The sequence below is a fragment of the Tropicimonas sp. TH_r6 genome, from assembly GCF_033101155.1.
Taxonomy (GTDB): Bacteria; Pseudomonadota; Alphaproteobacteria; order Rhodobacterales; family Rhodobacteraceae; genus Tropicimonas.
Genome location: NZ_JAWMPX010000001.1, coordinates 326,991 through 352,398, shown reverse-complemented (window position 1 = coordinate 352,398; position 25,408 = coordinate 326,991). Strand labels below are relative to the sequence as shown.

The window sequence follows — 25,408 nt, the reverse complement described above, 5'->3', positions numbered from 1 at the left end:
AGAGGGCGGTCGACTTCCCTGAGACGCTCTCAATCCTTGTCCGAAACCGGCTTTCGCAATGCCTTGACCGCACCTCGCTGGCTCTTCTTTTCCAACCTGCGGCGCTTGGAGGACAAAGTGGGGCGCGTTGCGATCCGCCTGCGTGGCGCCTGCAGAGCTTTCCGGATCATTTCGGCCAACCGCTCGCGCGCGATTTCGCGATTTCGCGCTTGGCTGCGAGTGTCTTCTACGCGCAGAAGGACCGCACCGTCGGCCGTCCATTTGCGTCCGGCAATCCGTTTGAGGCGCGACTTGACGGCACCGCTCAAGCCAGGGCTGCGCGCGGCCTCGAAGCGCAGCTCTACCGCCGTCGACACCTTGTTGACGTTCTGACCGCCCGGCCCGGAGGATCGGCTGAACTGCTCGGTCAGTTCCCAGTCCTCGATCATGATCTCTTCGCTGATTCTAAGCATTTTTCCGACGTCTCCTGCCTTCCAATAGGCTGAAGGCGGCGTGGTCTTCCAGCCTGAAAAGAGCCGTCTGTCCATCGCGCCACATCTGATTTCCACCAGGCATCGCCCTGATACTAGAGGCTCGGAGCGATGAGGGGGCTTCAGAAGATCAATGGGCACCGGCTCAGCGCAGGCGAAAACGGAAGACAGAACAAACCGGCTGATAGTGAAATGAAAAGGCCGCTCCTATCCGGAGCGGCCTTCCGAGCTATCATGGAGGTGAGGTCTCATGGACACATAAGTCCGTCGAGGAACCTAGGCCTCTCGGGCCTGCCTAACGGCGGGTCTCCTCGATATCATCGACACCCTTCTCCAGCATGACTCTCGACACTGGATCACCTCCTTTCGCTTGTTGCGGTTGCTTTCAGCGTGGCACAAAACGGTTACCTGTCAATGAATATCTGCAGCCTGCCGCTGCAAACGCCCAACAATGAGGCGGAACGGAACCAATGCGATCAGGGCAAGCGACAGCTTGACCATCCAGTCGGCAAACGCGAGCGAGACCCAGAGCGGAGCTTCCGGGCCAGTGCCCAACACGGGGAGGCTGTCCTGAGCCCAAGTCGGGATATTGCCTGGTTCCAGCCCATTGAACGTGGCCGAAAAGGCTATCGAAAAGAAGATCACGGTATCCAGGGAGGAGCCGACAAGGGTCGATGCAAGCGGTGCGCGCCACCAACGGCCCTCACGAAGGCGGTCGAACACCGCAATATCCAGCAGTTGGGCGGCGAGGAAGGCGGTTCCGGATCCAAGCGCGACACGAAGCGTGACGAGCGGCCCGAACTCACCATGGATCTGGCTGCCGATGAGAGAGCAGGCGACTCCGACGAGAAAGCCGATGAAAACGACCCTGCGTGCCGGGCCGGCACCGTAGAGCCGGTTCATAAGGTCGGTGACGAGAAACGCGAAGGGATAGGTTAACGCACCCCATGTCAGCCATTGCCCAAGCAGGTGCTGGACGAGAATATTGGAAACCACGACAACCGCTGCCATGGCCAGGATGCCGGGGAGAAATCTGCGTGTCATTCTTGTTGCCTTCCGTTTCGGAACCCCATGCGAGCTACGGTCGATACCGTATATCAGGTCTCGTGTCTGTCTTCTTCCGCTATCGAAGATGGCGTAATAGGCAGCACATCCACGAATCGCAATTCTTTTTGTCACTCGGGCGGATTTCCGGCGCCGCCATTCCAGGCCAGCTTTCACTTGAGTCCGCGGCGTCCTGCGTTTTTCGCATTTCAAAAGATTCCAAGGGGTTTGCATTAGGCTGATCTTAAGCAGGATTCGGGAAAGATGCCCCCAAGACTCAGAAGAGTCGGTTTCATGGAGGGTGTCGCGTGCAGAACGTACTCGGGATTTGGTCAGGACTGGACACACGCCGCAAGGTGACCGTGGTCGTGGCGACGGTCGCCATGTTCGCGGCCGTACTTGCGTTGTCACAGATGGTCTCTACCAAACGCCTGGAATTGCTATACGCCGGGCTGGAGAGTCGTGCGGCCGGCGATGTTGTCACTGCACTCGAACAACAGGGCGTTGTGTACGAAGTCCGTGGAAGTTCAATCTACGTTGACGCCAGCCAGAGAGACGAGCTGCGTATGATCCTGGCCGGTCAGGGTCTGCCGGCGAATGGTTCGGCTGGATATGAACTGCTCGACAACCTGTCGGGATTTGGCACGACATCTCAGATGTTCGATGCCGCCTATTGGCGCGCCAAGGAAGGTGAACTCGCTCGAACCATCGTCTCAAGCCCGCAGATCAAGTCTGCGCGAGTGCATATCTCGACACCACCGGCGAGTGGTTTTCGCCGCAATCAGGGTGCGACGGCTTCCGTCGTTGTGACCGCTGCGAGCGCGGCGCTGACAGAAACCAATGCGCGCGGGCTTCGATTTCTTGTCGCTTCTGCTGTGCCGAGCCTGAAACCCGAGGAAGTCTCCGTGATTGATGGGGATAGCGGCCAGGTCATCGGGGGAGAGGTCACGCCATCGGTGGAATCGACGAAGCGGGCCGCCGCGCTCAAACGCAATGTCGAGCGGTTGCTGGAAGCCAGAGTCGGACCGGGAAATGCAATCGTGGAACTGAGTCTCGAAGCGGTCACGGAACGTGAATCGATCGTTGAAAGGCGTTTCGACCCGGAAGGCCGGGTCGCCATTTCAACGGAAACAGAAGAGCTTTCTTCGTCTTCCAAGGGATCCGGAGGCAATGGGGTCACGGTCGCAAGCAACCTGCCCGACGGCGACGTCGGTTCTGGCGGTCGCGAGCAGTCCGACCAGGACAGCCAGACCCGGGAACGCACGAATTACGAGGTGTCCGAGACACAGCGGGAAATCCTGCGCGTGCCCGGCGCGGTGAAGCGCATGACAGTTGCGGTGCTGGTCAATGCAGTTTCACAGGTCAATGACGCCGGCGCCGAGGTCACCCTGCCGCGCTCCGAGGAAGAATTGAACGACCTGAAATCGCTGATCGAAGCCGCTGTCGGGTACGACGAAGCGCGGGGCGATCAAATTACGATCCGGTCGCTCGAGTTTCAGCCTTTGGCAACTTCCGGAAGCCTGCCTTCTGAGAACGGCATGAGTCGTCTGGACATGATCTCGATTGCCCAGATCGCCGTGTTGTCGATTGTCGCATTGATCCTGGGCCTTTTCGTCGTTCGCCCGATCATGATGCAGAAGTCGGCGCCCCAGATGCTCGAGCTCTCGCCCCCGGCTTCTGCCGAAGGCCTGATCGCCGAAACGGCTGAAGGACGGCCCGAAGCCCTCACCGGAGAGATCGACACGGGCGACAACACGATGGCCCTACCGGATATCGGGTTTGGGGCTGCCTCCGAGGGCGGATTGCCGATGCTTCCGATGGACTCGGATGATCCCGTTGAGCGGTTGCGACAGCTGATCCGAGATCGTCAGCAGGACACTGTTGAGGTGCTCAAGACCTGGATGGAAGATGATAAGGAGAAAGCGAAATGAGCCGGCCCTGGCAACTCGAGAGCTTTGACACGGCTGATCCCGTAGCATCCGTTTCAATGCCGGTTTCGGACAATCTCCTTGAAGACGAACGACTCCAATCCTTCGACCGGGGCTACAAGGATGGCTGGGATGATGCGGCGAAAGCGCATGCGGAAGAGCAAGCGACCATTACCGCTGAGCTGGCAGGAAACCTTCAGGCCTTGTCCTTTACCTACCATGAAGCCCGCAGTGCGGTGCTTCGCGAAATGGAGGGCATCCTGAAAGGGGTCGTTTCGCGTGTTCTGCCCGGTACGATGGAACGCACGCTCGGCCAGATGATTGTTGAACGAGTCAACGAAGCTGCGGAAAGCGCAGCCGATATCACCGCAGAGATTGTCGTGAATCCCGAAAACGCAGATCGAATTCGTATCCTTATCGAAGGAATGATCGCGCCGCCCGTCCAGGTGCGAGAGGAAGCGTCTCTTGGTGAAGGGCAAGCCTATATCCGCCTCGGCAGCAGTGAACAGAAGATCGACCTCGAGGCTGTACTCGAGGGCCTGTCCGACGCGGTCGCCGAGTTTTTCGAGATACCTGACCAGATGGAGGCAGTAAATGTCTGATATATCGAACGAAACCGGGCATCCATTTTCCCAGGTTCCCGTCGAGGTCCAGGTCTCCGTTGGCAGGGCGCGTCCAAGAATCTCCGAGTTGCTGAAACTGGAACGCAATGCTGTGCTGCCCCTCGACAGGAAGGTCGAGGACCCGGTCGAACTTTATGTCGGCGACAAGTTGATCGCGCGGGGCGAGTTGATCGAACAGGAGGGCGATGGGGAAGGACAGCTTGCCGTCAGGTTGATCGAAATCGCCGGTCTCGGCGAGGCGACGGGGGTCTGACGCCTCATGCGCTTGATATCGGCCACCCTGCTGCTTTTGGGATTGATGGTGTTGGTGCCCGGCATCGCATCAGCTCAGGACCTCTCTCTGGCGCTTGGTGAGGACGTTTCTCTCACCGGGCTGAGTATCCAGCTCTTTGCAGTTGTCGCGTTGATCGGCTTCGCGCCCGGTTTGCTGATCATGGCGACCTGTTTTCCCTTCATCGTGACGGTGTTTTCGATTCTGCGGCAAGCCCTCGGCCTGCAACAATCGCCACCCAATATGCTGATCATCTCTGTGGCATTGGTCCTGACCTATTACGTTATGGATCCGGTGTTGCTCGAGGCATGGTCCGACGGTGTGCAGCCCTTCCTGCGCGAGGAAATGCCCGCCGAAACAGCCATCTCAAGAATTGTCGAACCATTCCGCACATTCATGTTGGCGCGGGTCGATCCGGAGACATTGGAAACCATGGCGGAACTACGAGCCAACACCTCCGGCGGCCAGGCCGATGTCACTGCGCCTCCCCAATCGGTACTAATTCCGGCGTTTCTTTTGAGCGAGATGTCCAATGCATTTCAAGTCGGCTTCCTGATCTTTCTGCCCTTCCTGATCATTGACCTTGTCGTCGCCGCGATCCTCATGTCGATGGGGATGATGATGGTTCCGCCAGCGCTTGTCTCGCTTCCCTTCAAGCTTGCATTCTTTGCGGTAGCAAATGGCTGGACGCTGATCGCCGAAGCACTTGTGACGGGCTATTTCTAATAGTCGTCAGGGGACATGCCCAAATGGAATCTGGCACCCAGGACCACCTCGCCCAGGTAAGCAGATGACATAGATCCGGTCGGTAGACGGCCGCCGCGCACCACGTCGAGTACCCGAAACTCGACCTTTCCCGTTAAGTCCGGTTTTTCTCATCGACCAATGCAATTCGGGTTGAGAGACCACTCTCCTCGGTCACCATCATACCCGCCGGAGAGCCCGTTTCCGCCCTGGAAGATGGGAGGGTATCGCTCGAGCGAGGTTCGTTTGAAGCAATGGACGCCAAATCGAAACTCCTCTAGCGTGCGCTGGACTCCATCCCGTATCGGGCATCGAAGAAGATCTGGAAGCTGACATGACCGAGCTGGTCAACAGACCACTGCCCAATCCACATGGGATCATTCCGCGTATCATCTGGCCGACGCTCCTCGTGCTTCTTTTCAGCGCGACCTTCCTTGTGAGGACGACAAAGCTATCCGCTCTGTCCCAACTCGATGAGCTCTTCTTGGTTGGAGCCTTCGCGATCGGACTATCGTTGAGCCTGCTCCATGGTCGTGTTCACATGCTGGCGGCGGTCTATTTCGCCGGCCTTCTCTGCCTGACCCTGCTCTCTTCCTTTGGCGGCCTCAACCCGACGCTTCCGATCTCGATCCTGTCCGCCCTGCTGTTCTGGAAGCTCCCTCTGGTCGCTTTCGCCTTTCGAAATGCCCCACTCTACGACTTGAGCAATGTAATGCGGGCCTTGTTTGTCTTCTGCGTTGTCGGAGGCGCGGTGAGCCTGTCCTTCCCGTCTTTTTTCATTTCTCTTCTGCCTGACGTCTCCTTCAAAATGAACACGGAGCGCATGGTCGGATTCTTCCTCAATGCCAACCGTCAGGGTGCGTTGGCGAGCTTGCTTTTCCTGTATTTCTGGTTTGTGGGCCGCAAGAAACCCCTGGCTCTGCTTATGCTGGCCATCCTTTTGCTGACCGGATCGCGCTCCTATATTGCGATCACCCCGTTGATCTTCCTCTATTTTCGTCACGTCAGCCAACATAGCCTTTCCACGATGCTGGTCGCGCCGGTCATCGCCACCGCCACGCTCTACCTTCTGATCACGGAGTTCGGAATTCTCGACACCGTTCAGAAGGCGACACAAACGTTGGATTCCGGTCTCCGCTATATCCGGGTGGCCATTCTTGCGGGAGGCTTCACCCTTGCGACGGAGTTCTTTCCGCTGGGGGCCGGAGGAGGCATGTTCGCAAGCCCTCTTTCGCACGGGTCGCAAGCCTATGTGATGCTGGGAATCGATGGATGGGCGACGGTCATCGAAGGCACCGGTATTCACGACAGCGGCATCGGTACAATGCTCGGTGAGTACGGTTTCCTCGGAACAGCGATGGTCTTCTTTCTCCTATTCCGTATGTTCCGGATCTGGGGCCAAGGCCTTCTATCTCCGGTTAATTGCCTCTTCCTTCTGGCGCTGGTTGCCTATCAGAGCCTGTTCCGACAGGTCATTTCCGACTTCTATTTCTCGTTCATCACGATCGCCTTCGCGATCCTGCTCTACCGGCTCGTCGAAGCGCGCCGTCCCCTCGAAAAAGGCGACAACGCGAACCCGACCTAGGTGTTTGCAAGCACTGGCCGGGGCCTCTTTCTTCGTTCTCTTAGACTCCGGCGAATCCGAGTTGGACTTTCACCGCAGAACTCCTGTCGCCGGCCAGTTCGATGGCCTGCACGGCTTCCTCCATCGGGAAGGTCTGCGTGATCATCGGGCGCAGGTCGATTGCACGGCTGTTGATCAGCGAGACGGCCTCGCCAAATTCGGCGTCGAAACGGTGCGTGCCCCGGAATGTGATCTCCTTGGAGACGATGAAGTTGATCGGCAATGGCAGGTCACCGGAAACGCCGACCTGCACCAGCGTGCCGCAGGGCTGCAATGCGTCAATGGCTGAACGGATCGCGGGTTCGGCGGCGGTGCATTCGAAACAGACGTCGAAATGCCCCTTTTCAGAGGTGAAATCCGCCATGCGCTCACCGTTCCTCGCCACGTTGATCGTCTCGGTGGCACCCATCTGCGCGGCCACGGAGAGTGGGACGTCCTGAAGGTCCGTCACCACGACTTCTGCAGCGCCAGCCTCTGCCGCGAGCGCAGCACAGAGCGCACCGATGGGACCCGAGCCGGTCACCAACACCGCCTTGCCCTTCAGATCGCCCGCGCGCGAGCGGGCATGGACGCAGACCGAGAGCGGCTCCGAACAGGCGGCTTCGCCGATGGTGATACCGTCGACGATCTTGTGGCATTGCCCGGCGCCGATGGCGACGCGGTCGCGGAACAGGCCCTGCTCATGCGGCAACCGGATCGCCGATCCCTTGAACCGCATCTGAAGGCAATGGATCGGGCGGCCGGAGGTGCAATACTTGCAAGTACCGCAAGGGTGGGATGGGTTCATCGCGACACGGTCACCCACGGCGAAGCCCTCGACTCCCTCACCCAGTTCGATGATGGTACCGGCAGCTTCGTGGCCGAGGATGATCGGCTCGCGGACGCGGATCACGCCGATACCGCCCTGCGAATAGTAATGCTGGTCGGACCCGCAGATCCCACCCGCGCCAACGGCAACAAGTACTTCGCCCGCAGCGGGGCCTTCGACGGGGATTTCTTCGATGCGGAGGTCATTCTGGCCGTGGAGTCGGCAGACACGGGTTTTCATTGGGCGCTCCTATGGCATGAGCAGGGACGGAAGCCAGGTGGCCAGCGGCGAATAGAAAGAGACCGCGAGCAGCACGAGGATATTCGTCAGCAGGAAGGGGAAGATGGCGCGCACGACTGGCGTAAGCTGCAACTTTGCGATACCGGCGCAGACGAAGAGGCAGACACCGACCGGCGGCGTTGTGAGGCCGATCATCAGGTTGAGCACCGCGAAAGTGGCGAAATGCAGCGGCTCGATACCGACCGCCTGCGCCAGCGACAGGAGCGGCACGAAGAGGATGATCAGCGCCGCGATGGTCTCCATGAACATGCCGACGAAGAGCAACAGCAGGTTGATGATAAGGATGACCACGATGCGGTTGTCGGTCATCGAGAGCACCGCATTGGCGATGGCCTGCGGAATCTGTTCGGAGACGAGGATCCAGCCGAAGACATTGGCAAAGCCAACCAAAGCCAGGATCGCTGCCGAGGAGATGCCGCTTTCGACGAGCACATGCGGCAGTTCCCGCACCGGCAACTCGCGATAGACGAAGGCACCGACTATGAAAGCATATGTCGAGGCGACCACGGCGGTTTCGGTCGGTGTGGCAAGGCCAGACAGCAGGCCGTAGATGATCAGGCCGGTCATCGCCAGCGCCCAGAAGGCAGCACCGAAAGAACGAACGACCTCGCCGACCCCCTGCCATTCCTGGCGCGGGAAATTCTTGCGCACGGAGATGATGTAACAGGTCACCATCATGGCAAGCCCCATCAGGATGCCCGGTACGGCGCCAGCCATGAACATCTTGCCCACCGAGATGCCCGACAACGCGCCGACAATGATCATCGGTACGGAAGGCGGGATGATCGGCCCGACAGTGGAGGAGGCGGCGGTCACGGCTGCGGAGAAATCGGCCGGGTACCCGGCTTTCTTCATCCCCGGGATCATGACTCCGCCGATGGAGGCGGCATCCGCGACGGCGGTGCCGGTTATGCCGCCAAAGAGCATGGAGGCGGCGATATTGGTGAGGCCCAGACCGCCGCGGATCCAACCGACGATGGCATTGGCAAAGCGAATGATGCGGTTGGTGATGCCACCCCGGTTCATCAGGTTGCCGGCAAGGATAAAGCCGGGAATGGAAAGCAGGACGAAGACGTCCATCCCGGCATAGATCTTCTGCGGCATGACCACGAGCGGGATGCCGGACATCACCAGATAGACTGCCGAGGAGAGGCCGAGTGTGACGGCAACCGGCACGCCGATAATTAGGCCGCCAACAAAGACAGTGAAAAGGACCCAGACTTCCATTGCGTCAGCCCTCCTTCTGCTTGAGCGGCAGCCCGTCATCGCCCATCAACATCGCGATCACCCGGAGCGCGGAAAAGACGAAGAGCAGCACGAGAAGCAGCGTGACCGTGAAGTGGATCATGTCCATTCGGACGCCGACCGCAGGTGAGGTCTGCATCTTGCCGATGGAGGTGAATTTCCAGGAGTGGGAGATCAGGAGCAGCGCGAGCCCGCTTGTCAGCACTGCCGAGACCAGCCGGAGCAACCATGGCAGCGGCGAAGGAAGGTTGTCGCAGATCACGTCGACATTGACGAGATCGCCGGAACGAAAGGAGAGTCCAACCCCGAATGCCGCGAGATATAGAAGCGCGAAACGGGTGAGCTCTTCGGTCCAGACCGGCGAGGAGCCGATGGTCCGTCCGACGACCTGGATCAGGACGACGGTGATGAGGGTGGCAAAGGAAAGCGCGACGCCGACCATGCAGATCGCCGCCAGGAGCTTCGTGAGCCGGTCCAGAAGTGCCATTTGGGGATGTCCGAAAAAGGGCACCGACGCCACGAGGACGTCGGTGCAGTCGCTCAGGGAGATTACTCGGCGAAGAGCTGCTCGACGATCGGCTTGATCTCATCGGAGACATTCGCAAGCACGGCGTCCTTGGCCTTGGCGGCATAGGCAGCGCCATCGACCTCGACAAAGGTCATGCCCTTCTCTTCGAGATAGGCGCGGTCGGCGGCGAGGCTGTCTTCCAGCAGGCCACGCTCATAGGCTTGCGCAGCGGCTGCAGCTTCCATGACGGCGGCCTGATCTTCTTCCGACAGCTTGGCCCATGTGGATTCGGCCAGCACCAGGTAGATCCAGGACCGAACGTGCTCGGTCATGTTCACATGACTCTGCACTTCGTTGAAGTTGGCGGATTTGATGAGCGCCAGCGGGTTTTCCTGTGCGCCGATCGTGCCGTTCTGCAGCGAAGTGAAGACTTCGGAGAAAGCCATCGGGGTCGGCTGGGCGCCGAGCATTTTCCACACGTCTACGAAGAGCGGCACGTTCGGCACGCGCATCTTCAGGCCGTTCAGATCGTCTGGGCTGACGAAGGGCTCGTTCGAGGTCAGGTTGCGCGGACCACGAGCGAAATAGGCGATCGGGCGAACCTGGGCCTTTTCGATGATCTGGGCCTTGATCGCATCGCCGATTTCGCCGGATGCGGTGGCATCCATGTGCTCAAGCGACTTGTAGGCATAGGGAACGGCCAGAAGCGCAGCCATCGGCGCCCAGTTCTGAAGGCTTTCGCCCGAGATCGTCATGTCGACGGTGCCAAGCTGCATACCGTTGATCAGGTCGATTTCCTTGCCGAGCGACTCATTGGGGAAAACCTCGACTTCGATGCGGCCGTCGGTCAGCGCCGAGAGCTCTTCGCCGAACTTCACGGCGGCCAGGTGCCAGGGGTTTTCCTCGTTGGCCAGGTGGCCAAGCTTGAGGGTCATGTCGGCGGCCATGGCCGTACCCGACATCAGGGTCGCAACGAGTCCTGCCGAAAGCAGGCCGCCGAGGGTTCGTTTGATGATCATGGATTCCTCCTCTGTGTCAACGCGTCTAGATCTGGTCCTCCGGAGCCTCGATGAAGACATCCGGATTCGCGCGCATGATGTTGGGCAGGTCTTCGAGAACTGCCCGCAAATGGCGACGCGTTGCTTCCTCCGCGCCTTCGTCGTCGCCCTGCTCGATACTGTCGATAATGGCCTCATGCTGGTCTATGAGCCGGTCGTTCCGGTAGAGGTCGAAGCTGAGGAAGCGGACCCGGTCCATCTGGGACTTCAGCCCCTGAAGGATGGTCCAGACATTCCCCTTGCCCGCTCCTTCGGCCAATGTCCTGTGGAACCGTTCATCCGACCGGATGAAGTCCTTCGGCGAGCATTCGGCCAGTTTCTTCTGTTCCGCAATTTGCCGGCGCAACTCGCGGACAAGGGCGGGGTCCCGCTTTTCGACCAGCAACCGCACGATGTCGGACTCGACGGCCTCGCGCACGAAACGGGCATCCAGCACTTCCGCCGGGTCGATCCGGCGCACGACCGTGCCGCGCTGCGGGCGGATCTCGACCAGCCCCTCTTCGGCAAGCTTGATGAAAGCCTCGCGCACTGGCTGGCGGCTGATCCCGAATTGCTGGGCAATCTCAGCCTCGGAGATCCGGGTGCCGGGCGACAACTCGTTCTGCACCACCTGCTGACGCAGGATTCCCCGCAATTGCGGACCGATGGGAAGCGACGGATCGTACGGCACAGCCATCCTCCCTGGTTGCCTGGCGATTCATGTCTTGAGGGTTTCTGCTCCATACTACCATACTTGTCAACGAATTTCGCAGGGACTATCTTCCCGCCCGAAGCCGCAGACTCGCCCTGCGCGCAGCCCTTGGGAGGAAAGAATGAGACAGACTTGGCGTTGGTTCGGTCCGAGTGACCTGGTGTCGACGGATGACATCCGGCAGGCCGGGGCCAAAGGGTTGGTCTCGGCATTGCATCACGTCCCGACAGGGGCGGTCTGGTCTCCTGAAGAGATCGCGACGCGCAAGACCGAGATCGCAACGATGCGGGACGGCTCGCCCTCGGGGCTGAACTGGGATGTCGTCGAAAGCCTGCCCGTCTCCGAAGACATCAAGAAACAGACCGGCGACTGGCGGGCGCATCTGGAAACCTACCGGGCCAGCATGCACAATCTCGCCGCAGCCGGAATCGAAGTGATCTGCTACAATTTCATGCCGGTGCTGGACTGGACCCGCACCGATCTCGCCCACCGCCTGCCCTCCGGCGGGACCTGCATGCGATTCGACCTTGCCGATTTCGCCGCTTTCGACCTTCACATCCTCCAGCGCGAGGGCGCAAAGGAAGACTTTCCTGAACATCTTCGCGAGGCCGCCGCCGCACGTTTCGCAGCCATGAGCGTCGCGGACAAGGAAAAGCTCGCGCGCAATGTCGTCTGCGGTTTGCCGGGAGCAGCGGAGAATTTCACGCTCGAGGATGTGCGCCAGCACCTTGCGGAGTATTCCAGGATCGACGCGGAGCAACTCCGCAGCCATATGGCCGCCTTCCTCGAAGAGGTCGCGCCGCTGGCGCAGGAGCTCGGCCTCCGGCTTTGCTGCCATCCGGACGATCCGCCCATTCCGCTGCTTGGCCTGCCCCGGATCATGTCGACGGAAGCGGATTACAGCTGGCTTGTCCGGGCCGTCGATCTGCCGGCAAACGGCATCACGCTTTGCTCCGGCTCGCTCGGCGCGCGCCCAGACAATGATTTGCCTGGCATGATGGAACGGCTCGGCGACAGGGTTCACTTCCTGCACCTGCGCAATGTGAAGCGCGAGACAAGCGAGATTCGTGGCGATTTCCACGAGGCCGAGCATCTTGCAGGCGACACCGACATGGTCGCGTTGGTCCGCGCCGCGCTGGCCGAGGAAGCCCGTCGCCGGGAAGCCGGCCGCTCGGATTCCGACATCCCCTTCCGTCCAGATCACGGGCAGGACATCCTCGACGATCTCGGCCGTCAGGCCCAGCCGGGATACCCGGCCATCGGACGCCTCAAGGGGTTGGCCGAGCTGCGTGGGATCATCGCCGCAATCAGCCACGAAGCCGCTTGAGTCACGCCTCGCAAAAGATCAACGCGCGCCGAAACTCGGCGCGCGTTGCCGTTGGTCCCGCCATTTCCGAAAAACGCTACTCCGCCGGATGAAACTGCTGCTGCGCACAATCCTGCTTCAACCGCTCCGGCTCGTTCGTCTCAAGATAGGCCTCCTGTTCCGGTGTCAGGTCGATCTCTTCATATCCATCGATCATCGGACGAACATGCGCGCGGAAGCCGTGTCCGAGCGTCAGCAAGTAGACATGGACGATGACGAAGGCACAGATCGCAAAGGCGGCGAGCACGTGGATACCGGCGATGATGGTCAACGCGCGGGAGCTGTCCGGCCCGGACCAGAGATTATAGGTCAGGTAGAGGATACCTGTGCTCCAGATCGCCGGGAAGACCACCATCTTCATGCCAAAATAGGTCGCGACCTGAAGTGGGTTCAGCTTGCGCCAATAGATCTTCTGGTGCGGATGCTCTTCGCCGCGAAACACGCCCCAGGCATAGTAGCGCGCAACTTGAACCAGCCCGTGAAAGCGCGGCACGAACTGTTTCCAGGTGCCCGTGGTGAAGAGCCAGAAGGTGGCGAAGGCCCAAAGCACCAGCAAGATCAGCGCGGCGACCGTATGGATCACCACCAACCCCTTGAACGGCAGCAACGCGTGCATCCCGTTCAATCCGAAGCCGGTGAACATGAGGATCACGATCAGAACCATCTGGCTCCAATGCCAGATGCGTTCGAACAGCGGGTACACCTTGACGCAGCGCTCAGCCATGATCGCCTCCCTCTTTCTTACTGGCGAATTTGCGCAGCAGTGCGTGCCCCGCGACGCCCAGCGCCACGGCCAGGACCATCATCTTGCCGAGCAACCCAACCAGCCCACCGTCCTCTGTCCCCGGCATGTAAACACCGGCGATATTGACCAGCCGACCGTCTTGCGAATGGCATTCCCTGCAATCCATGGCCTCCTCGGCCGGCGCGACCATATGGGTGATCGGCCAGTACATCTCGGTATCGACGAAACCGAACTCGCCGGAATAGCTGTCTGCCTTGCCCGCCGCCTCCATGCCGGCCTGGATCGCCTTGGCCCAGTCGTAGTTCTTCCAGAAGGCGGTGTCGGTTTTCGGCCCGAAGACGTGGGTGTAGACGAGGGTGTTGTTGACGCTGTCATAGGCCTGACGACCCTTCATGACCTTGAACGGCCAGATCCGGCTGTCGCCGGACTGCGGGTCGCCCTGGATGGAATTGACCGGCGCCACGCCTTCGGGGTCGATCTGCTTCTCGTCATTGGTGTATTCGACCACACCGTTGAACCAGGCATAAGACGGCGCGACGTCCTCGGCCCATTCGAAATCACCCTTCTTGGATATGTAGGTGTGCAGGTGCTTCCCGTCGCCCTGGACGTAGTTCTCTTCGGAAAAGGGCTTGCCCTCGGCGTTCATCTTGCCAGCCGTGGACCAGTCCCAGTAGCTCTTGGTCGCAATTCCGCCCTTGGCATATTCGGGAATGTGACAGGTCTGGCAGGCGACCTTGTCGGTATGATCGTTCAGCTTCAACCCGACGATGCTATTCCCATGCGGTGTTGCGCTGTGGCAGCTTTCGCAGCTTGCCGAGAAGCGGTCCCCATGCGGTTTGCCGGTGCCGCCCATGTCCTTGGCCGCCAAGTTATAACGCGAGCCGGCCCAGACATGCTCCTGCTGGCTGTGGCAGGTCGAGCAGGTGAAGTTCAGCCCGTCCGACGCCATGTGCACATCGACATGTTCATCCGGATTATAAAGCGCCGAGGAAAGATCCCCGTGCTTCACGTTATCTCCGCCGCCACCATAGAAATGGCATTGGCCACAATTGTCCCGGCTCGGCATACCGACATTCTGAGCCACTTTCGCGAGATCGACGGCGACAGCCGGTTTGCCGGTGATATCCGTGGCCCCATCGGGAACCGGGTCCAGCGGTGGGTGGCCGGCCATGGTCGCGACCTTGGTATAGGTGCCGGTCGTGTCGTGGCAGATCAGGCAATCGACCGCCGTTTTCTCCTGCGGCGGCGGCTGGCTCATGTCTTCCCAGCCATAGCCCGCATGGCACGAGGTACAGCGCGGCTCGTTGCCGGCAACTGACCCACAAAAGGCGTTTATGACATTTCGCTTTCCGAGTTTCTGTCCCGTCACCGGGTGGTCATAGTCCCAGGTGAAGTGAATCGAATGCATCGCCTGATCATCGACTTCGGTATGGCACGTCAGGCAGGCGGCCGTCACTTCGGGACCAGAGGTGAATGTCTTCTGCAATGGCCTGAGCTTCGAGTGATCGGTCGTACTGACCCTATTCAAAAGATCTTTCGGAAGTGGTTTTCCATGTTCGTCGGACATTCCCGGCGTCGCCGCGAAAAGGGCCGCGGCCACGATTGTGACGAAAACACTCCGGAGTTTCGGCATGGCTAGGTCCTCCCTCGATCAGGGCTCTGCCGCTATTTCGAGGGAACCGCAGGAAGATGTTGATCAGCAATCTTTGATCTATGACAAATATATCTTTTCTTGTTCAGTGTGACGGAAACCTGTCGAAAGGTGGACCCGAAACGACACCTTCTCTGACGTTCCAGACCTCGGATTCTTTTCGTTTGCCGGTTTGGCGGAGCCAAACTACCCTGAGTGCGATGTTTCGGATTGCCCATATTCGCCCCGGCTACAGCCGTGCAGAGCGCATCAGCGACGGCGCAGTGCATTTTGTCGGGGTCATTTCCGCCCTGATGGCTGTTCCGGTGTTGATCGCGCTGACGCTCCTGTTCCGGACGGAAACGGCCGTGGTCGGCGTCTCGATCTATGGCACAACGCTGATCCTCATGCTCAGCTTCTCGGCGCTCTACAACATGATCGACAATACGCGCTGGAAAGGCATCCTTCAGCGTCTCGACCATTCGGGCATCTATCTCAAGATTGCCGGGACCTACACGCCCTTCGTGCTCCTCTCCAGCGCCCAGGTGCCGGGGATGCTGGCCGGACTCTGGGGCTCGGCCGCACTTGGCTCCACGTTGAAAATCCTCGCTCCGAACCGGTTTCGCTGGGTTGCATTGCTGCTCTACCTTGCGATGGGATGGGCAGCCGTCTGGACAGGCGGGGGCATGCTCGCGAACCTTCCGCCCGCTGTCCCCGCATTGATGCTGATCGGCGGGCTCACCTATACGGTCGGCGTCGCCTTCTTCCTGTCAGTGCGCCTGCCCTTCCACAACACGATCTGGCATGTCTTCGTCCTTGCCGGCAGCGTGCTTTTCTTCGTCGCTATCTCGCTCGTCATTGTCGACCTGCCGAGCATCCGAAACTGAACAGAATCCGGGCAGCACCGATTCGCGGGCGCTCGGAGAACCATTTCCCGGCCCTGTTGCGCGAAAACCCGCAAGCGCGCGCCCCATCGCCGATCGCTTAACATTTTGTTAGGAGAATCCGCATCACTAGCTAGAAACGGTGCACAACTTTTTGGGGACAAGCCATGACACGGTCGATTTCCGATATTTTGAAGCGGTCGAACCTCAGCGGCGCGCTCCTTGTGACCGATGGGACGAACTGGATCGGGATGTGGCTGCCGCTACCCGGACAACTCGCACCCGTCCGAGGAGCCCGAACCTCGAATTCCGGCGACGCCTTCGCCCGAGCCGCGACTGCCAATCGCTAAGGAAACCCTGTCAAATCAAATCGTTCACTTGCCTAACAACGCGCACTCCGCGTGACGCGGGCAACAAGTCAGGTGATCGTTCACCATACCCACGGCTTCCATGAAAGCGTAAACGATCGTCGGTCCACAGAATCGGAAACCTTCCGCCTTCAGATCCCGCGAGATTCGCCGCGACAGCGCCGTCTGCGTTGGAACGTCTTCCTGCCGTTCGAACCGATTCTGGATTGGCGCGCCGCCAACCCGCTCCCAAAGGAACTCCGAGAATCCGTCGCGTGATTCGATTTCGATCCAGGCGCGCGCATTGCCGATGGTTGCTTCGATCTTGCCGCGATGACGCACGATGCCCGGATCGCCCAGCAAAAGCGCCACCTCCGCCTCGCCCCAACTGGCGATCACCTCCGGATCGAACCCTGCGAAAGCTCGTCGGAAGTTCTCCCGTTTGCGCAGTATCGTGATCCAGGACAGGCCCGCCTGGAACCCGTCGAGCACCAGCTTCTCCCATAATGCCGCGCCGTCGAATATTGGAACGCCCCATTCCTCGTCATGGTAGGCGACATAAATCGGGTCCGTGCCGACCCATCCGCATCTTTCGGCCATTTTCCATCCCCCCGGATTATCTACGATTTAAGACGGTTTGAAGATTTTACGTTTCCTTCAAGCCTAGGTGCACAAATGGAGCAGAATTTCCAGCGGAGCCTGTCATGCAATCCGGACCCGAACTCTTCTCTCCGGCCGAAATCGACGAGGTGGCCAGCCCGCTCTCGGCCGCCGTTGCCGAGCGGGACCGGGATGTCCTGTCGATGGTGCGCCGCTCTCTTGAACGCAAGGACGTGCTCCTCGCCTACCAGCCGGTCGTATCTGCCCGTCAGACCGGCAAGATCGTGTTTTTCGAAGGGCTTTTGCGAGTGCTGGACGATACGGGACGAGTCATTCCGGCCCGGGACTTCATCAGCGCCTGTGAAAAGACCGAAACCGGGCGCCTTCTGGACTGTTTGGCTCTCGAGATCGGGCTTCAAGCGCTCGCCAAAGCTCCCTCTTTGCGACTCGCGATCAACATGTCTGCCCGCTCAATCGGGTTTTCACGCTGGATAAAGACGCTGCATGCCGGGCTCGACGGGCAACCGACTGTCGCAGAGCGCCTGATTATCGAAATCACGGAATCCTCCACCATCGTGATGCCGGACGTAACCCATGCCTTTATGGAGGAGATGCAGCTCCTCGGAGTCAGTTTCGCGCTGGACGATTTCGGCGCCGGCTACACTGCATTCCGTTACCTTCGGGATTTCGATTTCGACATCATCAAGATCGCCGGCGAGTTCATTCGCGGGATCCATAAGGATCCCGACAACCAGGTTCTTACCCAGGCCATGATCACAATTGCCCGCCAATTCGAGATGTTCACGGTCGCCGAATCTGTCGAGAGCGAGCAGGATGCTCAACTGCTGACAAAGATGGGAGTCGACTGCATGCAGGGGTATTTTTTCGGGGTGCCGACTACCCGTCCGAGCTGGCCGGAATTCCCGCGTGAACTGCTTCAGACAGGCTGACGGGAGCCGCTTCGCTGACCGACATCCGGTAGAACGAACCAAAATAGTGCGACTTCCTTAGATTTTTTTACCGTCTGTTCCGTGGCACAACCCTGACGAGTTCCGGGACTCAAACGGCTTTGCCGGCATTCCCGACGCTGCATTGCAGCATCAAACCGCTTTCAAATCCGATTTGACGCCAATTGTCCCAAAACCGGTCCGTTCATCCCAGCACAGGGTGGGACACCCTGTCCGTTGCCTACTTCCCTGCCGCCCCCTAACCAAGTTACGGATCAAGGGGGTGTTCGAGGGAGGCTGCCAATTTGGCGGCAACGCCCCTTCAGACATGAAGAGGAGTTATCATGACCAATGTTGTTATTGCCTCGGCCGGCCGTACCGCCGTAGGCAGCTTCCTGGGAGCTTTTGCCAACACCCCGGCCCATGACCTTGGCGCCGCCGTGCTCAAAGCCATCGTCGAGCGCGCAGGTGTGGACCCGTCGGACGTTTCCGAGACCATTCTCGGCCAGGTCCTGACCGCCGCCCAAGGCCAGAACCCCGCCCGCCAGGCCCATATCAACGCCGGCTTCCCGGAAGGGTCTGCCGCCTGGAGCCTCAACCAGGTCTGTGGCTCCGGCTTGCGTGCCGTCGCACTCGCCGCGCAGCACATCCAGCTCGGCGACGCCTCCATCATTGCCGCCGGTGGCCAGGAAAGCATGTCACTCAGCCCCCATGCCGCCGCTCTTCGCGCCGGCCAGAAGATGGGTGACATGAAATACATCGATACGATGATCAAGGACGGCCTCTGGGACGCCTTCAACAACTATCATATGGGCCAGACCGCCGAGAATGTTGCCGCGAAGTGGGAAATCACCCGCGAGATGCAGGATGAATTCGCCGTTGCGTCTCAAAACAAGGCCGAGGCCGCCCAAAAAGCCGGCAAATTCGCCGACGAGATTGTTCCTTTCACCATCAAGACCCGCAAGGGCGAGACGATCGTGGATGCGGACGAGTATATCCGTCACGGTGCCACGCTCGAGAACATGCAAAAGCTGCGCCCGGCCTTCGTGCGCGACGGCGGCACCGTGACCGCCGCCAACGCCTCCGGCATCAATGACGGCGCCGCCGCTGTGCTCTGCATGTCCGCCGACGAGGCCGAAAAGCGCGGCATCGAGCCGCTCGCCCGCATCGCCTCCTACGCCACGGCCGGTCTCGACCCGACCATCATGGGTGTCGGCCCGATCTACGCCTCCCGCAAGGCGCTGGACAAAGCCGGCTGGTCCGTCTCCGATCTCGACCTGGTCGAGGCCAATGAGGCTTTCGCCGCCCAGGCTTGCGCGGTGAACAAGGACATGGGCTGGGATCCGGCGATCGTGAACGTGAACGGCGGCGCTATCGCCATCGGACACCCGATCGGCGCCTCCGGCTGCCGCGTCCTCAACACGCTGCTCTTCGAGATGAAGCGCCGCGACGCCAAGAAAGGCCTCGCCACGCTCTGCATCGGCGGTGGCATGGGCGTCGCGCTCTGTGTCGAGCGTCCGTAAGATCCGCGCCCGGCGGAATGTGACCGAGGGGCGCCGGAAGCGGCGCCCCTTTTTTTGACGAATTGGCAGATTCGCTTGTTGTTTCATCCTGACCGGGCAATATTGTTGCGCAGGGCGCCTCAAGTGATTTAACAGAGTTGCCAAAGAATTACGCCAGCTTGGAGGGAGACCATGGCAAGAGTTGCAGTCGTTACGGGAGGCACCCGCGGTATCGGGGCCGCGATTTCAGTGGGCCTGAAGGAGGCCGGATACGAGGTTGCCGCGAATTTCGGGGGAAACGAGGAGGCAGCGGCCAAGTTCACCGAAGCCACCGGAATCAAGGCCTATAAATGGTCGGTCGCCGATTACGAGGGATGTGAAGAAGGCATCAAGAGGGTCGAAGCAGATCTCGGCCCAGTGGACATTCTCGTCAACAATGCCGGCATCACCCGCGATGCCATGTTCCACCGCATGTCCGTGCAACAATGGAATGACGTGATCGACACCAACCTGCACGGCGTTTTCAACATGACCCACCCGGTCTATCCGGGCATGCGCGAGCGCAAATGGGGTCGGGTTATCAACATTTCCTCGATCAATGGCCAGAAGGGCCAGGCCGGCCAAACCAACTACTCGGCCTCCAAGGCGGGCGACCTGGGCTTCACCAAGGCGCTGGCGCAAGAAGGCGCACGGTTTGGCGTAACCGTGAACGCGATCTGCCCGGGCTATATCGCCACCGAGATGGTCAAGGCCATCGACGAGCAGGTCCTCAACACCAAGATCATCCCGCAGATCCCCGCTGGCCGCCTCGGTGAGCCGGAAGAGATCGCCCGTTGTGTAGTGTTCCTCGCGTCCGAAGATGCTGGCTTCATCACCGGCTCGACGATCTCCGCCAATGGTGGCCAATTCTTCGTCTGATCTCGGCAGCCCGAATCCAATCAACCCCCGCGGTGCGAAACCGCGGGGGCTTTTTCATGTCCGGAGCGGTGCCTATTGCCCGGCGGGACAGCCCTGCGGCGACGCTTGCCACCGTCGGGCGCTGTCCTGCGGCCATCTCAGGGCGCTCAGGACACGAAGAGGAGATGAGAAGATGGAGACGAAGGCGGCAGCGCGTTCCTGGCGGGCGACTTCGAAAGCCTGACGGGTGATTTCGGTTGCGGTCGCTTCCTGCATGATGCGCTCCTTCGGGACAGTTCAACTTGATTGACTTCAATATGTCTCGCTGCCAGATTTGTGACAAACGAGAGTTCAACCGCTTTCAGACAAGAAATTCTAAACTGAATGTCCGACCGCCTGCCGCCTCTTACAGCGCTGCGTGCCTTTGAGGCCGCGGCCCGTCACATGTCCTTCGCAAAAGCTGCCGAGGAACTGAACGTCACCCCGGCCGCTCTCTCGTTCCAGATCAAATCGCTGGAGGAACATCTCGGGCAACCCGTTTTCCGCCGTCTTAACCGCGCGGTGGAACTGACCGAGGCAGGCCGCCATCTGGCCCCCGGCACCTCGGACGGTTTCGACGCGCTGACCCAGGCCTGGCGCACGACACGCCGACTCGGCGAAACCCGCAGCCTTACCATTACCGCCGGCCCGGCCTTCACCGCAAAGTGGCTCTCCCCACGCCTCTTCAATTTCGTCAGCGCGCATCCAGAGATCGAGCTGCGCTTCTCGGCCACGCTCAAGCTGGTCGATCTCGATCGTGACCCGGTCGATGTCGCCATCCGCTTCAGTGAAGCCGAGGAAATCGACCTTTTCTCCCACCCGGTTTTCGACGATTGGGTCACGCCCATGATGAGCCCGGCTCTGGCCGAACGGGTCACCGGCCCGGAAAGCCTCCGCGACCTGCCATTGCTGCATCAGGACGACATTGACTTTCTGACCCATCCGGTCGATTGGCCCGCCTGGTTCCGCGCCGAAGATCTTGGACACGCCCCCATGGGCGGTCCGCGCTTCAGCCAGGCCGACCACGCCATTGACGCGGCGGTCTCCGGACTCGGAGTCGTGCTTGCCCGCGCCTCCCTGACCGGAAGTGATGTGGCCGCGGGCCGTCTCAAGGCACCCTTCCCTCTCGCCCTGCGTTCTTCGGCACGCTACCGGTTCCTTTGCCAGAAGGGCGCGGAAACCCGGCCACAGATCGCGGCCTTCCTCGACTGGGTTCAGAGCGAGGCCGGCCATTGTGAAGCACTTGAACGCGGTCGGAAATTCGTCGATGCCGCCAGCATTCCCCGATCCTGACCCCTCCTCGGAGTCGCAATCGCGTGAGCAGGCTTGGACAGCGCCGGAGCGGGGCCTATACCGAAGCAGAGATTTAAAATAGGAGGCACGACATGGCCAACCCGACAGCGGCGATGCTGGTCATCGGAGATGAAATCCTGTCCGGCCGCACCCGTGATTCCAACATGCACCACCTCGCCGGGGCGCTGACGAAACACGGGATTCGTTTGGCCGAAGTCCGCGTCGTGCCAGATGAACCCGCAGCGATCATCGCGGCAGTGCGGGCGCTCTCGGAAGCACATGACCATGTCTTCACCTCCGGCGGCATCGGCCCGACCCATGACGACATCACCGCCGACTGTATTGCCGACGCCTTCGAGACGCCCATCGACATCCGCGATGATGCCCGCGCCAGACTGCAAGCGCATTACGACGCGACGGGGATGGAGCTGAACGAATCCCGCCTTCGCATGGCGCGCATTCCCGACGGTGCGGCGTTGATCGACAATCCAATCTCCGCCGCGCCCGGTTTCATCCTGCGAAATGTCCATGTCATGGCCGGTGTCCCGGTCATCTTCGAGGCGATGGTCGCCTCGGTCCTGAGCGGGCTGACCGGCGGCGATCCAATCCTGTCGCAATCGCTGCGGATCAATCTCGGCGAGGGCGAGATCGCGGGCGAACTCTCCGCGCTTGCCGAGGACTTCCCGAGTCTTTCCATCGGCTCCTATCCTTTCATGAAGGACGGCATTTACGGCACGCAGATTGTCATCCGCGGCACTGACGCGGCAGGAATCGACAGTGCAATGACCCGCCTCTCCCGCGCCTTCCCGGACGACGCGGCGTGATCACGCCGGATATCGCCCAGCTCACGGCAGCGACCGAAGCGACCTGGCCCCCGGCCCGCATTGTCGACCTGCCCGGCTGGACGCTGCGCGATGGAGCGGGGGGCGGGCAGCGTGTCAGCGCCGCGACGGCAACCACCAGTTCTCCCGATATCGCCACCATGATCGCGGCCCAGGAGCGGTTGGGCCAGCCACCTCTGGTCATGATCCGCCCAGGCGAGGAGTCGTTGGATTCGCGGCTTGAGATGGAGGGCTTTCGTATCAAGGATCCCGTCACGCTGTATCTCGCACCGGTCGATGCTCTCGCCATCGCGCCACCGCCGGTCTCGGCCTTCCAGGTGGCCTGGCCACCGATGCGAATCCAGGAGGAGCTCTGGCTGGAGGGGGGCATCGGGCCGGATCGATTGGCGGTCATGGCCCGCGCCGAGGGGCCGAAATGTGCCATACTCGGACGCAGCAAGGATCAACCCGCTGGCACAGCCTTCGTCGCCTGCCATGGCGATATAGCCATGCTGCATGCACTGGAAGTGACACCGCGGCTGCGGCGTAGCGGCACTGCGGTCAACATGATGCACGGCGCGGCGATCTGGGCGCGGGACCATGGCGCGGTCTGGCTTGCGGTGCTTGTCACGCAGGCGAACGCACCGGCCAACGCGCTCTATTGCGGACTGGGATTGTCACCGCTTGGCGGCTATCACTACAGGGTGAAATAACCGATGCGGCTGCTGCAGGAAGGGGGCGTCATGCGTTTGGACCAGGTCGGCGCGAAAACCGCCCCCGCCTTCGGCGCACGCACGCCACGCCGCCAAAGCAGCCAAACAAGCAGATGAAACCACACGCGCTCCTGCTCCTTCCTGCCATTTGCCTCGCGGCCCTGCCAACGCAGGCCCAGATGACCGGATTGCCAGCAGATTCGCGGCTTCAGGCCGAACAGGCGGACCCACTCTCGCGGCTCAGCCTGCCAGCTGGACCATGGACTGCCGACGGAATCGAGACGATCACGGTCGAGGGCGCGGTGACGCGTCAGGCCTGGCAGATCGCCGCAACCGGGCTGACGACGCTACAGATTCTCGCTCCGCTGCGCGAGCAACTCCAGTCCGCCGGATATGTTCCGATCTATGATTGCGCGGCCAGCACCTGCGGTGGCTTCGAATTCCGCTATGCACTGGACCTTTTGCCTGAGCCGGCTATGCATGTCGATCTCGGCGATTTTCGCTACTACCTTGCCAGTCGAACGGGAGAAATCGGCTCGGATCTTGTCTCGCTCCTTGTCAGCCGCGCTTCCGATCGAGGGTTTATCCATATCACGCAGGTTGGCGCGGCGATCGAAGACGGGCTTCTGTCTCCCAAGGCAAAGACCGGAGATACATCCACCTCGCCCCGTCCGCGCCCGCGCGCTGAACAGGGCGCAGCGGAGCCGACCAAATCCGAGCCGCCGAGAGCTGTTCTTCCGGGGAAACTCTCGGAAGGGCTCAACGGGGCAGGTCGCGCCGTCCTCACAGATCTGACATTCGAGACCGGCTCTTCCCGCCTCGCCGACACGACCTTTTCCTCCCTCGACGAACTCGCCGCGTGGCTCACTGCGCACCCAAAGGCGCGGGTCGTGCTTGTCGGCCATACAGATACGAAAGGCGGGCTCGAGGGAAATATCGCGCTGTCACGCAAGCGTGCCGCATCGGTGCGGGATCGCCTTCGCGACCAGTACGGAATCGCATTGGATCGGATGGAAGCCGACGGGGTCGGCTATCTCGTGCCACTTGTCTCAAACAGGACGGAAACCGGCCGCACTCTGAACCGCCGGGTTGAGGTCGTGTTGGCGAGCGACGAGTGACCCAGACCGACGCGTGACAAAAGAACGGCCAGAGCGATGCTCTGGCCCAAGTCTTCTCACACTGAAGGAATGGCTCTTACCAGGTCTGCGGACCTTTTTCTGCGAAACTCTGGACAAGGAAATCGATGAACGCGCGCACCTTTGGTTGGGTGAAGCGTCCGGGCGGATAGACCGCGTAAATGCCAAGCGGCTCTTTCGGAAGATCCGGGATCGCTTCTTCCACCAGGCCATCTTTCATCGCGTCGGCATAAAGGAAGCTGGGCAAATAGGCGATGCCGAGGCCGGACACCGCCGCATTCAGCAAGGACTGACCGTCATTGACGGTAAGCCAACCGGCCGTCCGGATCTGGCGTTTCTCGCCTGACGGCGCCGTCAGCTTCCAGAGATTGCCGGAAGACTGGTTGGAATAATGCAGCAGCTTGTGTTCGTTGAGATCGTCGATCTTCTCGGGCCGGCCATATTGGGCAAAATAGGCGGGGCTGGCGATCATCCGTTTGCTGGTCTCGGTCAATTTGCGCGCGCGCAGCGTTGAGTCTTCGAGTTCACCAATGCGGATGGCCATGTCGAAGCCTTCAGAGATCAGCTCCACATAGCGATTGTTCAGGATCATATTGACCGTGATATCCGGGAATTCCTGCAGAAAATCCCCCAGGATCGGCGAGAGATGATTGACGCCAAAATCGGTCGCGACCGAGATGCGCAGCAGCCCCGAGGGCGCCGATTGCATCGAGGTGACGAGCGCGTCCGCCTCCCCCGCATCATTGAGAACCCGGCGGGCACGGTCGTAATAGGCCAGACCGATTTCGGTGGGCGAGACGCGGCGGGTTGTGCGGTTGAGCAGGCGCGCACCGAGACGCGCTTCCAGTGAGGATACATGTTTGGAAACGGCCGACTTGGAGATGCCCATTTTCTTGGCGGCATCCGTGAAGCCGCCCTGGTCTACGACATTGGCAAAGGCTTCCATTTCCGTCAGGCGATCCATAGAGCGGTCCTCGTGAACTCTTTTCTTACCGTGTCTTTATCGTCACGAAATCCGGCACGATTGGGGCAAGTTGCCGACAATGTCTGGATATCATCGGGCATCGTTGTGTCTGAGGAAACACTTCAGGACAATTTGGCGATGGTGAAGGTCAGGCGTGCGCCAGAACTGACATCGTTGTGGCGCGCCGTGGTGCCTGCGCCAGGGCACCAC

The 25,408-nt window shown here is 60.5% G+C and carries 25 protein-coding genes; 14 read left to right on the top strand and 11 right to left on the bottom strand.

Annotated features, from left to right (window positions below; genetic code table 11):
- Positions 1 to 29 precede the first annotated feature (29 nt).
- Together arfB and R3X27_RS01565 are read right to left on the bottom strand one after the other, a co-directional pair.
- The gene (gene arfB, locus R3X27_RS01570) at positions 30 to 452 is read right to left on the bottom strand and encodes an alternative ribosome rescue aminoacyl-tRNA hydrolase ArfB (protein ID WP_317707177.1); all 423 of its coding nucleotides are present in this window, start codon (positions 450 to 452) and stop codon (positions 30 to 32) included.
- A 429-nt stretch (positions 453 to 881) separates the two neighbouring features.
- On the bottom strand, positions 882 to 1,514 hold the full coding sequence (locus R3X27_RS01565; RefSeq protein WP_317707053.1) for a queuosine precursor transporter: 633 nt from the start codon (positions 1,512 to 1,514) through the stop codon (positions 882 to 884).
- Between the two features lie 308 nt (positions 1,515 to 1,822).
- On the opposite strand from R3X27_RS01565, the gene fliF reads away from it, so the two are divergent.
- From fliF to R3X27_RS01540, 5 genes are all read left to right on the top strand, one after another.
- Positions 1,823 to 3,445, top strand: a complete 1,623-nt coding sequence (gene fliF / locus R3X27_RS01560) for a flagellar basal-body MS-ring/collar protein FliF (RefSeq protein WP_317707052.1) — start codon at positions 1,823 to 1,825, stop codon at positions 3,443 to 3,445.
- The gene (locus tag R3X27_RS01555) at positions 3,442 to 4,044 is read left to right on the top strand and encodes an ABC transporter ATP-binding protein (RefSeq protein WP_317707051.1); all 603 of its coding nucleotides are present in this window, start codon (positions 3,442 to 3,444) and stop codon (positions 4,042 to 4,044) included. Before fliF ends, R3X27_RS01555 begins: the two co-directional genes overlap by 4 nt.
- Entirely contained in the window at positions 4,037 to 4,318 is a 282-nt protein-coding gene (locus R3X27_RS01550) for a FliM/FliN family flagellar motor switch protein (RefSeq protein ID WP_317707050.1), read from the top strand. The genes R3X27_RS01555 and R3X27_RS01550 overlap by 8 nt, the downstream gene beginning before the upstream one ends.
- Before the next feature lie 6 nt (positions 4,319 to 4,324).
- Entirely contained in the window at positions 4,325 to 5,062 is a 738-nt protein-coding gene (fliP, locus tag R3X27_RS01545) for a flagellar type III secretion system pore protein FliP (protein ID WP_317707049.1), read from the top strand.
- 352 nt (positions 5,063 to 5,414) lie between these two features.
- On the top strand, positions 5,415 to 6,665 hold the full coding sequence (locus R3X27_RS01540) for a hypothetical protein (RefSeq protein WP_317707048.1): 1,251 nt from the start codon (positions 5,415 to 5,417) through the stop codon (positions 6,663 to 6,665).
- 40 nt (positions 6,666 to 6,705) lie between these two features.
- Here R3X27_RS01540 and R3X27_RS01535 read toward each other — a convergent pair whose 3' ends face one another.
- The 5 genes from R3X27_RS01535 to R3X27_RS01515 form a co-directional block, all read right to left on the bottom strand.
- Positions 6,706 to 7,752: an L-idonate 5-dehydrogenase gene (locus R3X27_RS01535; RefSeq protein ID WP_317707047.1), complete on the bottom strand. Its 1,047-nt coding sequence runs from the start codon at positions 7,750 to 7,752 to the stop codon at positions 6,706 to 6,708.
- A gap of 9 nt (positions 7,753 to 7,761) precedes the next feature.
- A complete protein-coding gene (locus tag R3X27_RS01530) occupies positions 7,762 to 9,039 on the bottom strand; it encodes a TRAP transporter large permease (RefSeq protein ID WP_317707046.1) in 1,278 nt (425 codons plus the stop codon).
- 4 nt (positions 9,040 to 9,043) lie between these two features.
- Positions 9,044 to 9,544, bottom strand: coding sequence for a TRAP transporter small permease (locus R3X27_RS01525; protein ID WP_317707045.1), 501 nt, complete (start codon positions 9,542 to 9,544; stop codon positions 9,044 to 9,046).
- A 62-nt stretch (positions 9,545 to 9,606) separates the two neighbouring features.
- On the bottom strand, positions 9,607 to 10,584 hold the full coding sequence (locus tag R3X27_RS01520) for a TRAP transporter substrate-binding protein (protein WP_411572443.1): 978 nt from the start codon (positions 10,582 to 10,584) through the stop codon (positions 9,607 to 9,609).
- A 25-nt stretch (positions 10,585 to 10,609) separates the two neighbouring features.
- Positions 10,610 to 11,293, bottom strand: a complete 684-nt coding sequence (locus tag R3X27_RS01515; RefSeq protein ID WP_317707044.1) for a GntR family transcriptional regulator — start codon at positions 11,291 to 11,293, stop codon at positions 10,610 to 10,612.
- A gap of 142 nt (positions 11,294 to 11,435) precedes the next feature.
- On the opposite strand from R3X27_RS01515, the gene uxuA reads away from it, so the two are divergent.
- Positions 11,436 to 12,641, top strand: coding sequence for a mannonate dehydratase (uxuA, locus tag R3X27_RS01510; RefSeq protein WP_317707043.1), 1,206 nt, complete (start codon positions 11,436 to 11,438; stop codon positions 12,639 to 12,641).
- Between the two features lie 76 nt (positions 12,642 to 12,717).
- On the opposite strand, the gene R3X27_RS01505 is transcribed toward uxuA, so the two are convergent.
- Together R3X27_RS01505 and R3X27_RS01500 are read right to left on the bottom strand one after the other, a co-directional pair.
- Complete coding sequence (locus R3X27_RS01505; protein WP_317707042.1) at positions 12,718 to 13,404, bottom strand: cytochrome b/b6 domain-containing protein; 687 nt, start codon at positions 13,402 to 13,404, stop codon at positions 12,718 to 12,720.
- Positions 13,397 to 15,058 (bottom strand): tetrathionate reductase family octaheme c-type cytochrome, encoded by a 1,662-nt coding sequence (locus R3X27_RS01500; RefSeq protein ID WP_317707041.1) that lies wholly within the window; start codon positions 15,056 to 15,058, stop codon positions 13,397 to 13,399. The genes R3X27_RS01505 and R3X27_RS01500 overlap by 8 nt, the downstream gene beginning before the upstream one ends.
- Before the next feature lie 218 nt (positions 15,059 to 15,276).
- Between R3X27_RS01500 and trhA the strand changes: the two genes are divergently transcribed.
- A complete protein-coding gene (gene trhA / locus R3X27_RS01495; protein WP_317707040.1) occupies positions 15,277 to 15,942 on the top strand; it encodes a PAQR family membrane homeostasis protein TrhA in 666 nt (221 codons plus the stop codon).
- A gap of 371 nt (positions 15,943 to 16,313) precedes the next feature.
- Here the strand turns inward: trhA and R3X27_RS01490 are convergent, their stop codons facing one another.
- The gene (locus R3X27_RS01490; protein ID WP_317707039.1) at positions 16,314 to 16,886 is read right to left on the bottom strand and encodes a DNA-3-methyladenine glycosylase I; all 573 of its coding nucleotides are present in this window, start codon (positions 16,884 to 16,886) and stop codon (positions 16,314 to 16,316) included.
- A 203-nt stretch (positions 16,887 to 17,089) separates the two neighbouring features.
- Between R3X27_RS01490 and R3X27_RS01485 the strand changes: the two genes are divergently transcribed.
- From R3X27_RS01485 to R3X27_RS01455, 7 genes are all read left to right on the top strand, one after another.
- The gene (locus tag R3X27_RS01485; RefSeq protein WP_317707038.1) at positions 17,090 to 17,836 is read left to right on the top strand and encodes an EAL domain-containing protein; all 747 of its coding nucleotides are present in this window, start codon (positions 17,090 to 17,092) and stop codon (positions 17,834 to 17,836) included.
- Positions 17,837 to 18,177: 341 nt separating this feature from the next.
- Positions 18,178 to 19,356 (top strand): acetyl-CoA C-acetyltransferase, encoded by a 1,179-nt coding sequence (locus R3X27_RS01480; RefSeq protein WP_317707037.1) that lies wholly within the window; start codon positions 18,178 to 18,180, stop codon positions 19,354 to 19,356.
- Between the two features lie 171 nt (positions 19,357 to 19,527).
- The gene (gene phbB, locus R3X27_RS01475) at positions 19,528 to 20,253 is read left to right on the top strand and encodes an acetoacetyl-CoA reductase (RefSeq protein ID WP_317707036.1); all 726 of its coding nucleotides are present in this window, start codon (positions 19,528 to 19,530) and stop codon (positions 20,251 to 20,253) included.
- Between the two features lie 363 nt (positions 20,254 to 20,616).
- A complete protein-coding gene (gene gcvA / locus R3X27_RS01470; RefSeq protein WP_317707035.1) occupies positions 20,617 to 21,564 on the top strand; it encodes a transcriptional regulator GcvA in 948 nt (315 codons plus the stop codon).
- A 92-nt stretch (positions 21,565 to 21,656) separates the two neighbouring features.
- The gene (locus R3X27_RS01465) at positions 21,657 to 22,388 is read left to right on the top strand and encodes a competence/damage-inducible protein A (RefSeq protein ID WP_317707034.1); all 732 of its coding nucleotides are present in this window, start codon (positions 21,657 to 21,659) and stop codon (positions 22,386 to 22,388) included.
- A complete protein-coding gene (locus tag R3X27_RS01460; RefSeq protein ID WP_317707175.1) occupies positions 22,388 to 23,098 on the top strand; it encodes a GNAT family N-acetyltransferase in 711 nt (236 codons plus the stop codon). The genes R3X27_RS01465 and R3X27_RS01460 overlap by 1 nt, the downstream gene beginning before the upstream one ends.
- 179 nt (positions 23,099 to 23,277) lie before the next feature.
- On the top strand, positions 23,278 to 24,216 hold the full coding sequence (locus R3X27_RS01455) for an OmpA family protein (RefSeq protein WP_317707033.1): 939 nt from the start codon (positions 23,278 to 23,280) through the stop codon (positions 24,214 to 24,216).
- Between the two features lie 76 nt (positions 24,217 to 24,292).
- Here the strand turns inward: R3X27_RS01455 and R3X27_RS01450 are convergent, their stop codons facing one another.
- A complete protein-coding gene (locus R3X27_RS01450; RefSeq protein WP_317707032.1) occupies positions 24,293 to 25,198 on the bottom strand; it encodes a LysR family transcriptional regulator in 906 nt (301 codons plus the stop codon).
- Between the last annotated feature and the right edge of the window lie 210 nt (positions 25,199 to 25,408).

Bases quoted from the DNA above. Each gene is read 5' to 3' on its own strand.
- arfB (WP_317707177.1), bottom strand. From the start codon at position 452: ATGCTTAGAATCAGCGAAGAGATCATGATCGAGGACTGGGAACTGACC.
- R3X27_RS01565 (WP_317707053.1), bottom strand. From the start codon at position 1,514: ATGACACGCAGATTTCTCCCCGGCATCCTGGCCATGGCAGCGGTTGTC.
- R3X27_RS01555 (WP_317707051.1), top strand. From the start codon at position 3,442: ATGAGCCGGCCCTGGCAACTCGAGAGCTTTGACACGGCTGATCCCGTA.
- R3X27_RS01550 (WP_317707050.1), top strand. From the start codon at position 4,037: ATGTCTGATATATCGAACGAAACCGGGCATCCATTTTCCCAGGTTCCC.
- fliP (WP_317707049.1), top strand. From the start codon at position 4,325: ATGCGCTTGATATCGGCCACCCTGCTGCTTTTGGGATTGATGGTGTTG.
- R3X27_RS01540 (WP_317707048.1), top strand. From the start codon at position 5,415: ATGACCGAGCTGGTCAACAGACCACTGCCCAATCCACATGGGATCATT.
- R3X27_RS01535 (WP_317707047.1), bottom strand. From the start codon at position 7,752: ATGAAAACCCGTGTCTGCCGACTCCACGGCCAGAATGACCTCCGCATC.
- R3X27_RS01530 (WP_317707046.1), bottom strand. From the start codon at position 9,039: ATGGAAGTCTGGGTCCTTTTCACTGTCTTTGTTGGCGGCCTAATTATC.
- R3X27_RS01525 (WP_317707045.1), bottom strand. From the start codon at position 9,544: ATGGCACTTCTGGACCGGCTCACGAAGCTCCTGGCGGCGATCTGCATG.
- R3X27_RS01520 (WP_411572443.1), bottom strand. From the start codon at position 10,584: ATGATCATCAAACGAACCCTCGGCGGCCTGCTTTCGGCAGGACTCGTT.
- uxuA (WP_317707043.1), top strand. From the start codon at position 11,436: ATGAGACAGACTTGGCGTTGGTTCGGTCCGAGTGACCTGGTGTCGACG.
- R3X27_RS01505 (WP_317707042.1), bottom strand. From the start codon at position 13,404: ATGGCTGAGCGCTGCGTCAAGGTGTACCCGCTGTTCGAACGCATCTGG.
- R3X27_RS01500 (WP_317707041.1), bottom strand. From the start codon at position 15,058: ATGCCGAAACTCCGGAGTGTTTTCGTCACAATCGTGGCCGCGGCCCTT.
- trhA (WP_317707040.1), top strand. From the start codon at position 15,277: ATGTTTCGGATTGCCCATATTCGCCCCGGCTACAGCCGTGCAGAGCGC.
- R3X27_RS01490 (WP_317707039.1), bottom strand. From the start codon at position 16,886: ATGGCCGAAAGATGCGGATGGGTCGGCACGGACCCGATTTATGTCGCC.
- R3X27_RS01485 (WP_317707038.1), top strand. From the start codon at position 17,090: ATGGTGCGCCGCTCTCTTGAACGCAAGGACGTGCTCCTCGCCTACCAG.
- R3X27_RS01480 (WP_317707037.1), top strand. From the start codon at position 18,178: ATGACCAATGTTGTTATTGCCTCGGCCGGCCGTACCGCCGTAGGCAGC.
- phbB (WP_317707036.1), top strand. From the start codon at position 19,528: ATGGCAAGAGTTGCAGTCGTTACGGGAGGCACCCGCGGTATCGGGGCC.
- gcvA (WP_317707035.1), top strand. From the start codon at position 20,617: ATGTCCGACCGCCTGCCGCCTCTTACAGCGCTGCGTGCCTTTGAGGCC.
- R3X27_RS01465 (WP_317707034.1), top strand. From the start codon at position 21,657: ATGGCCAACCCGACAGCGGCGATGCTGGTCATCGGAGATGAAATCCTG.
- R3X27_RS01455 (WP_317707033.1), top strand. From the start codon at position 23,278: ATGACCGGATTGCCAGCAGATTCGCGGCTTCAGGCCGAACAGGCGGAC.
- R3X27_RS01450 (WP_317707032.1), bottom strand. From the start codon at position 25,198: ATGGATCGCCTGACGGAAATGGAAGCCTTTGCCAATGTCGTAGACCAG.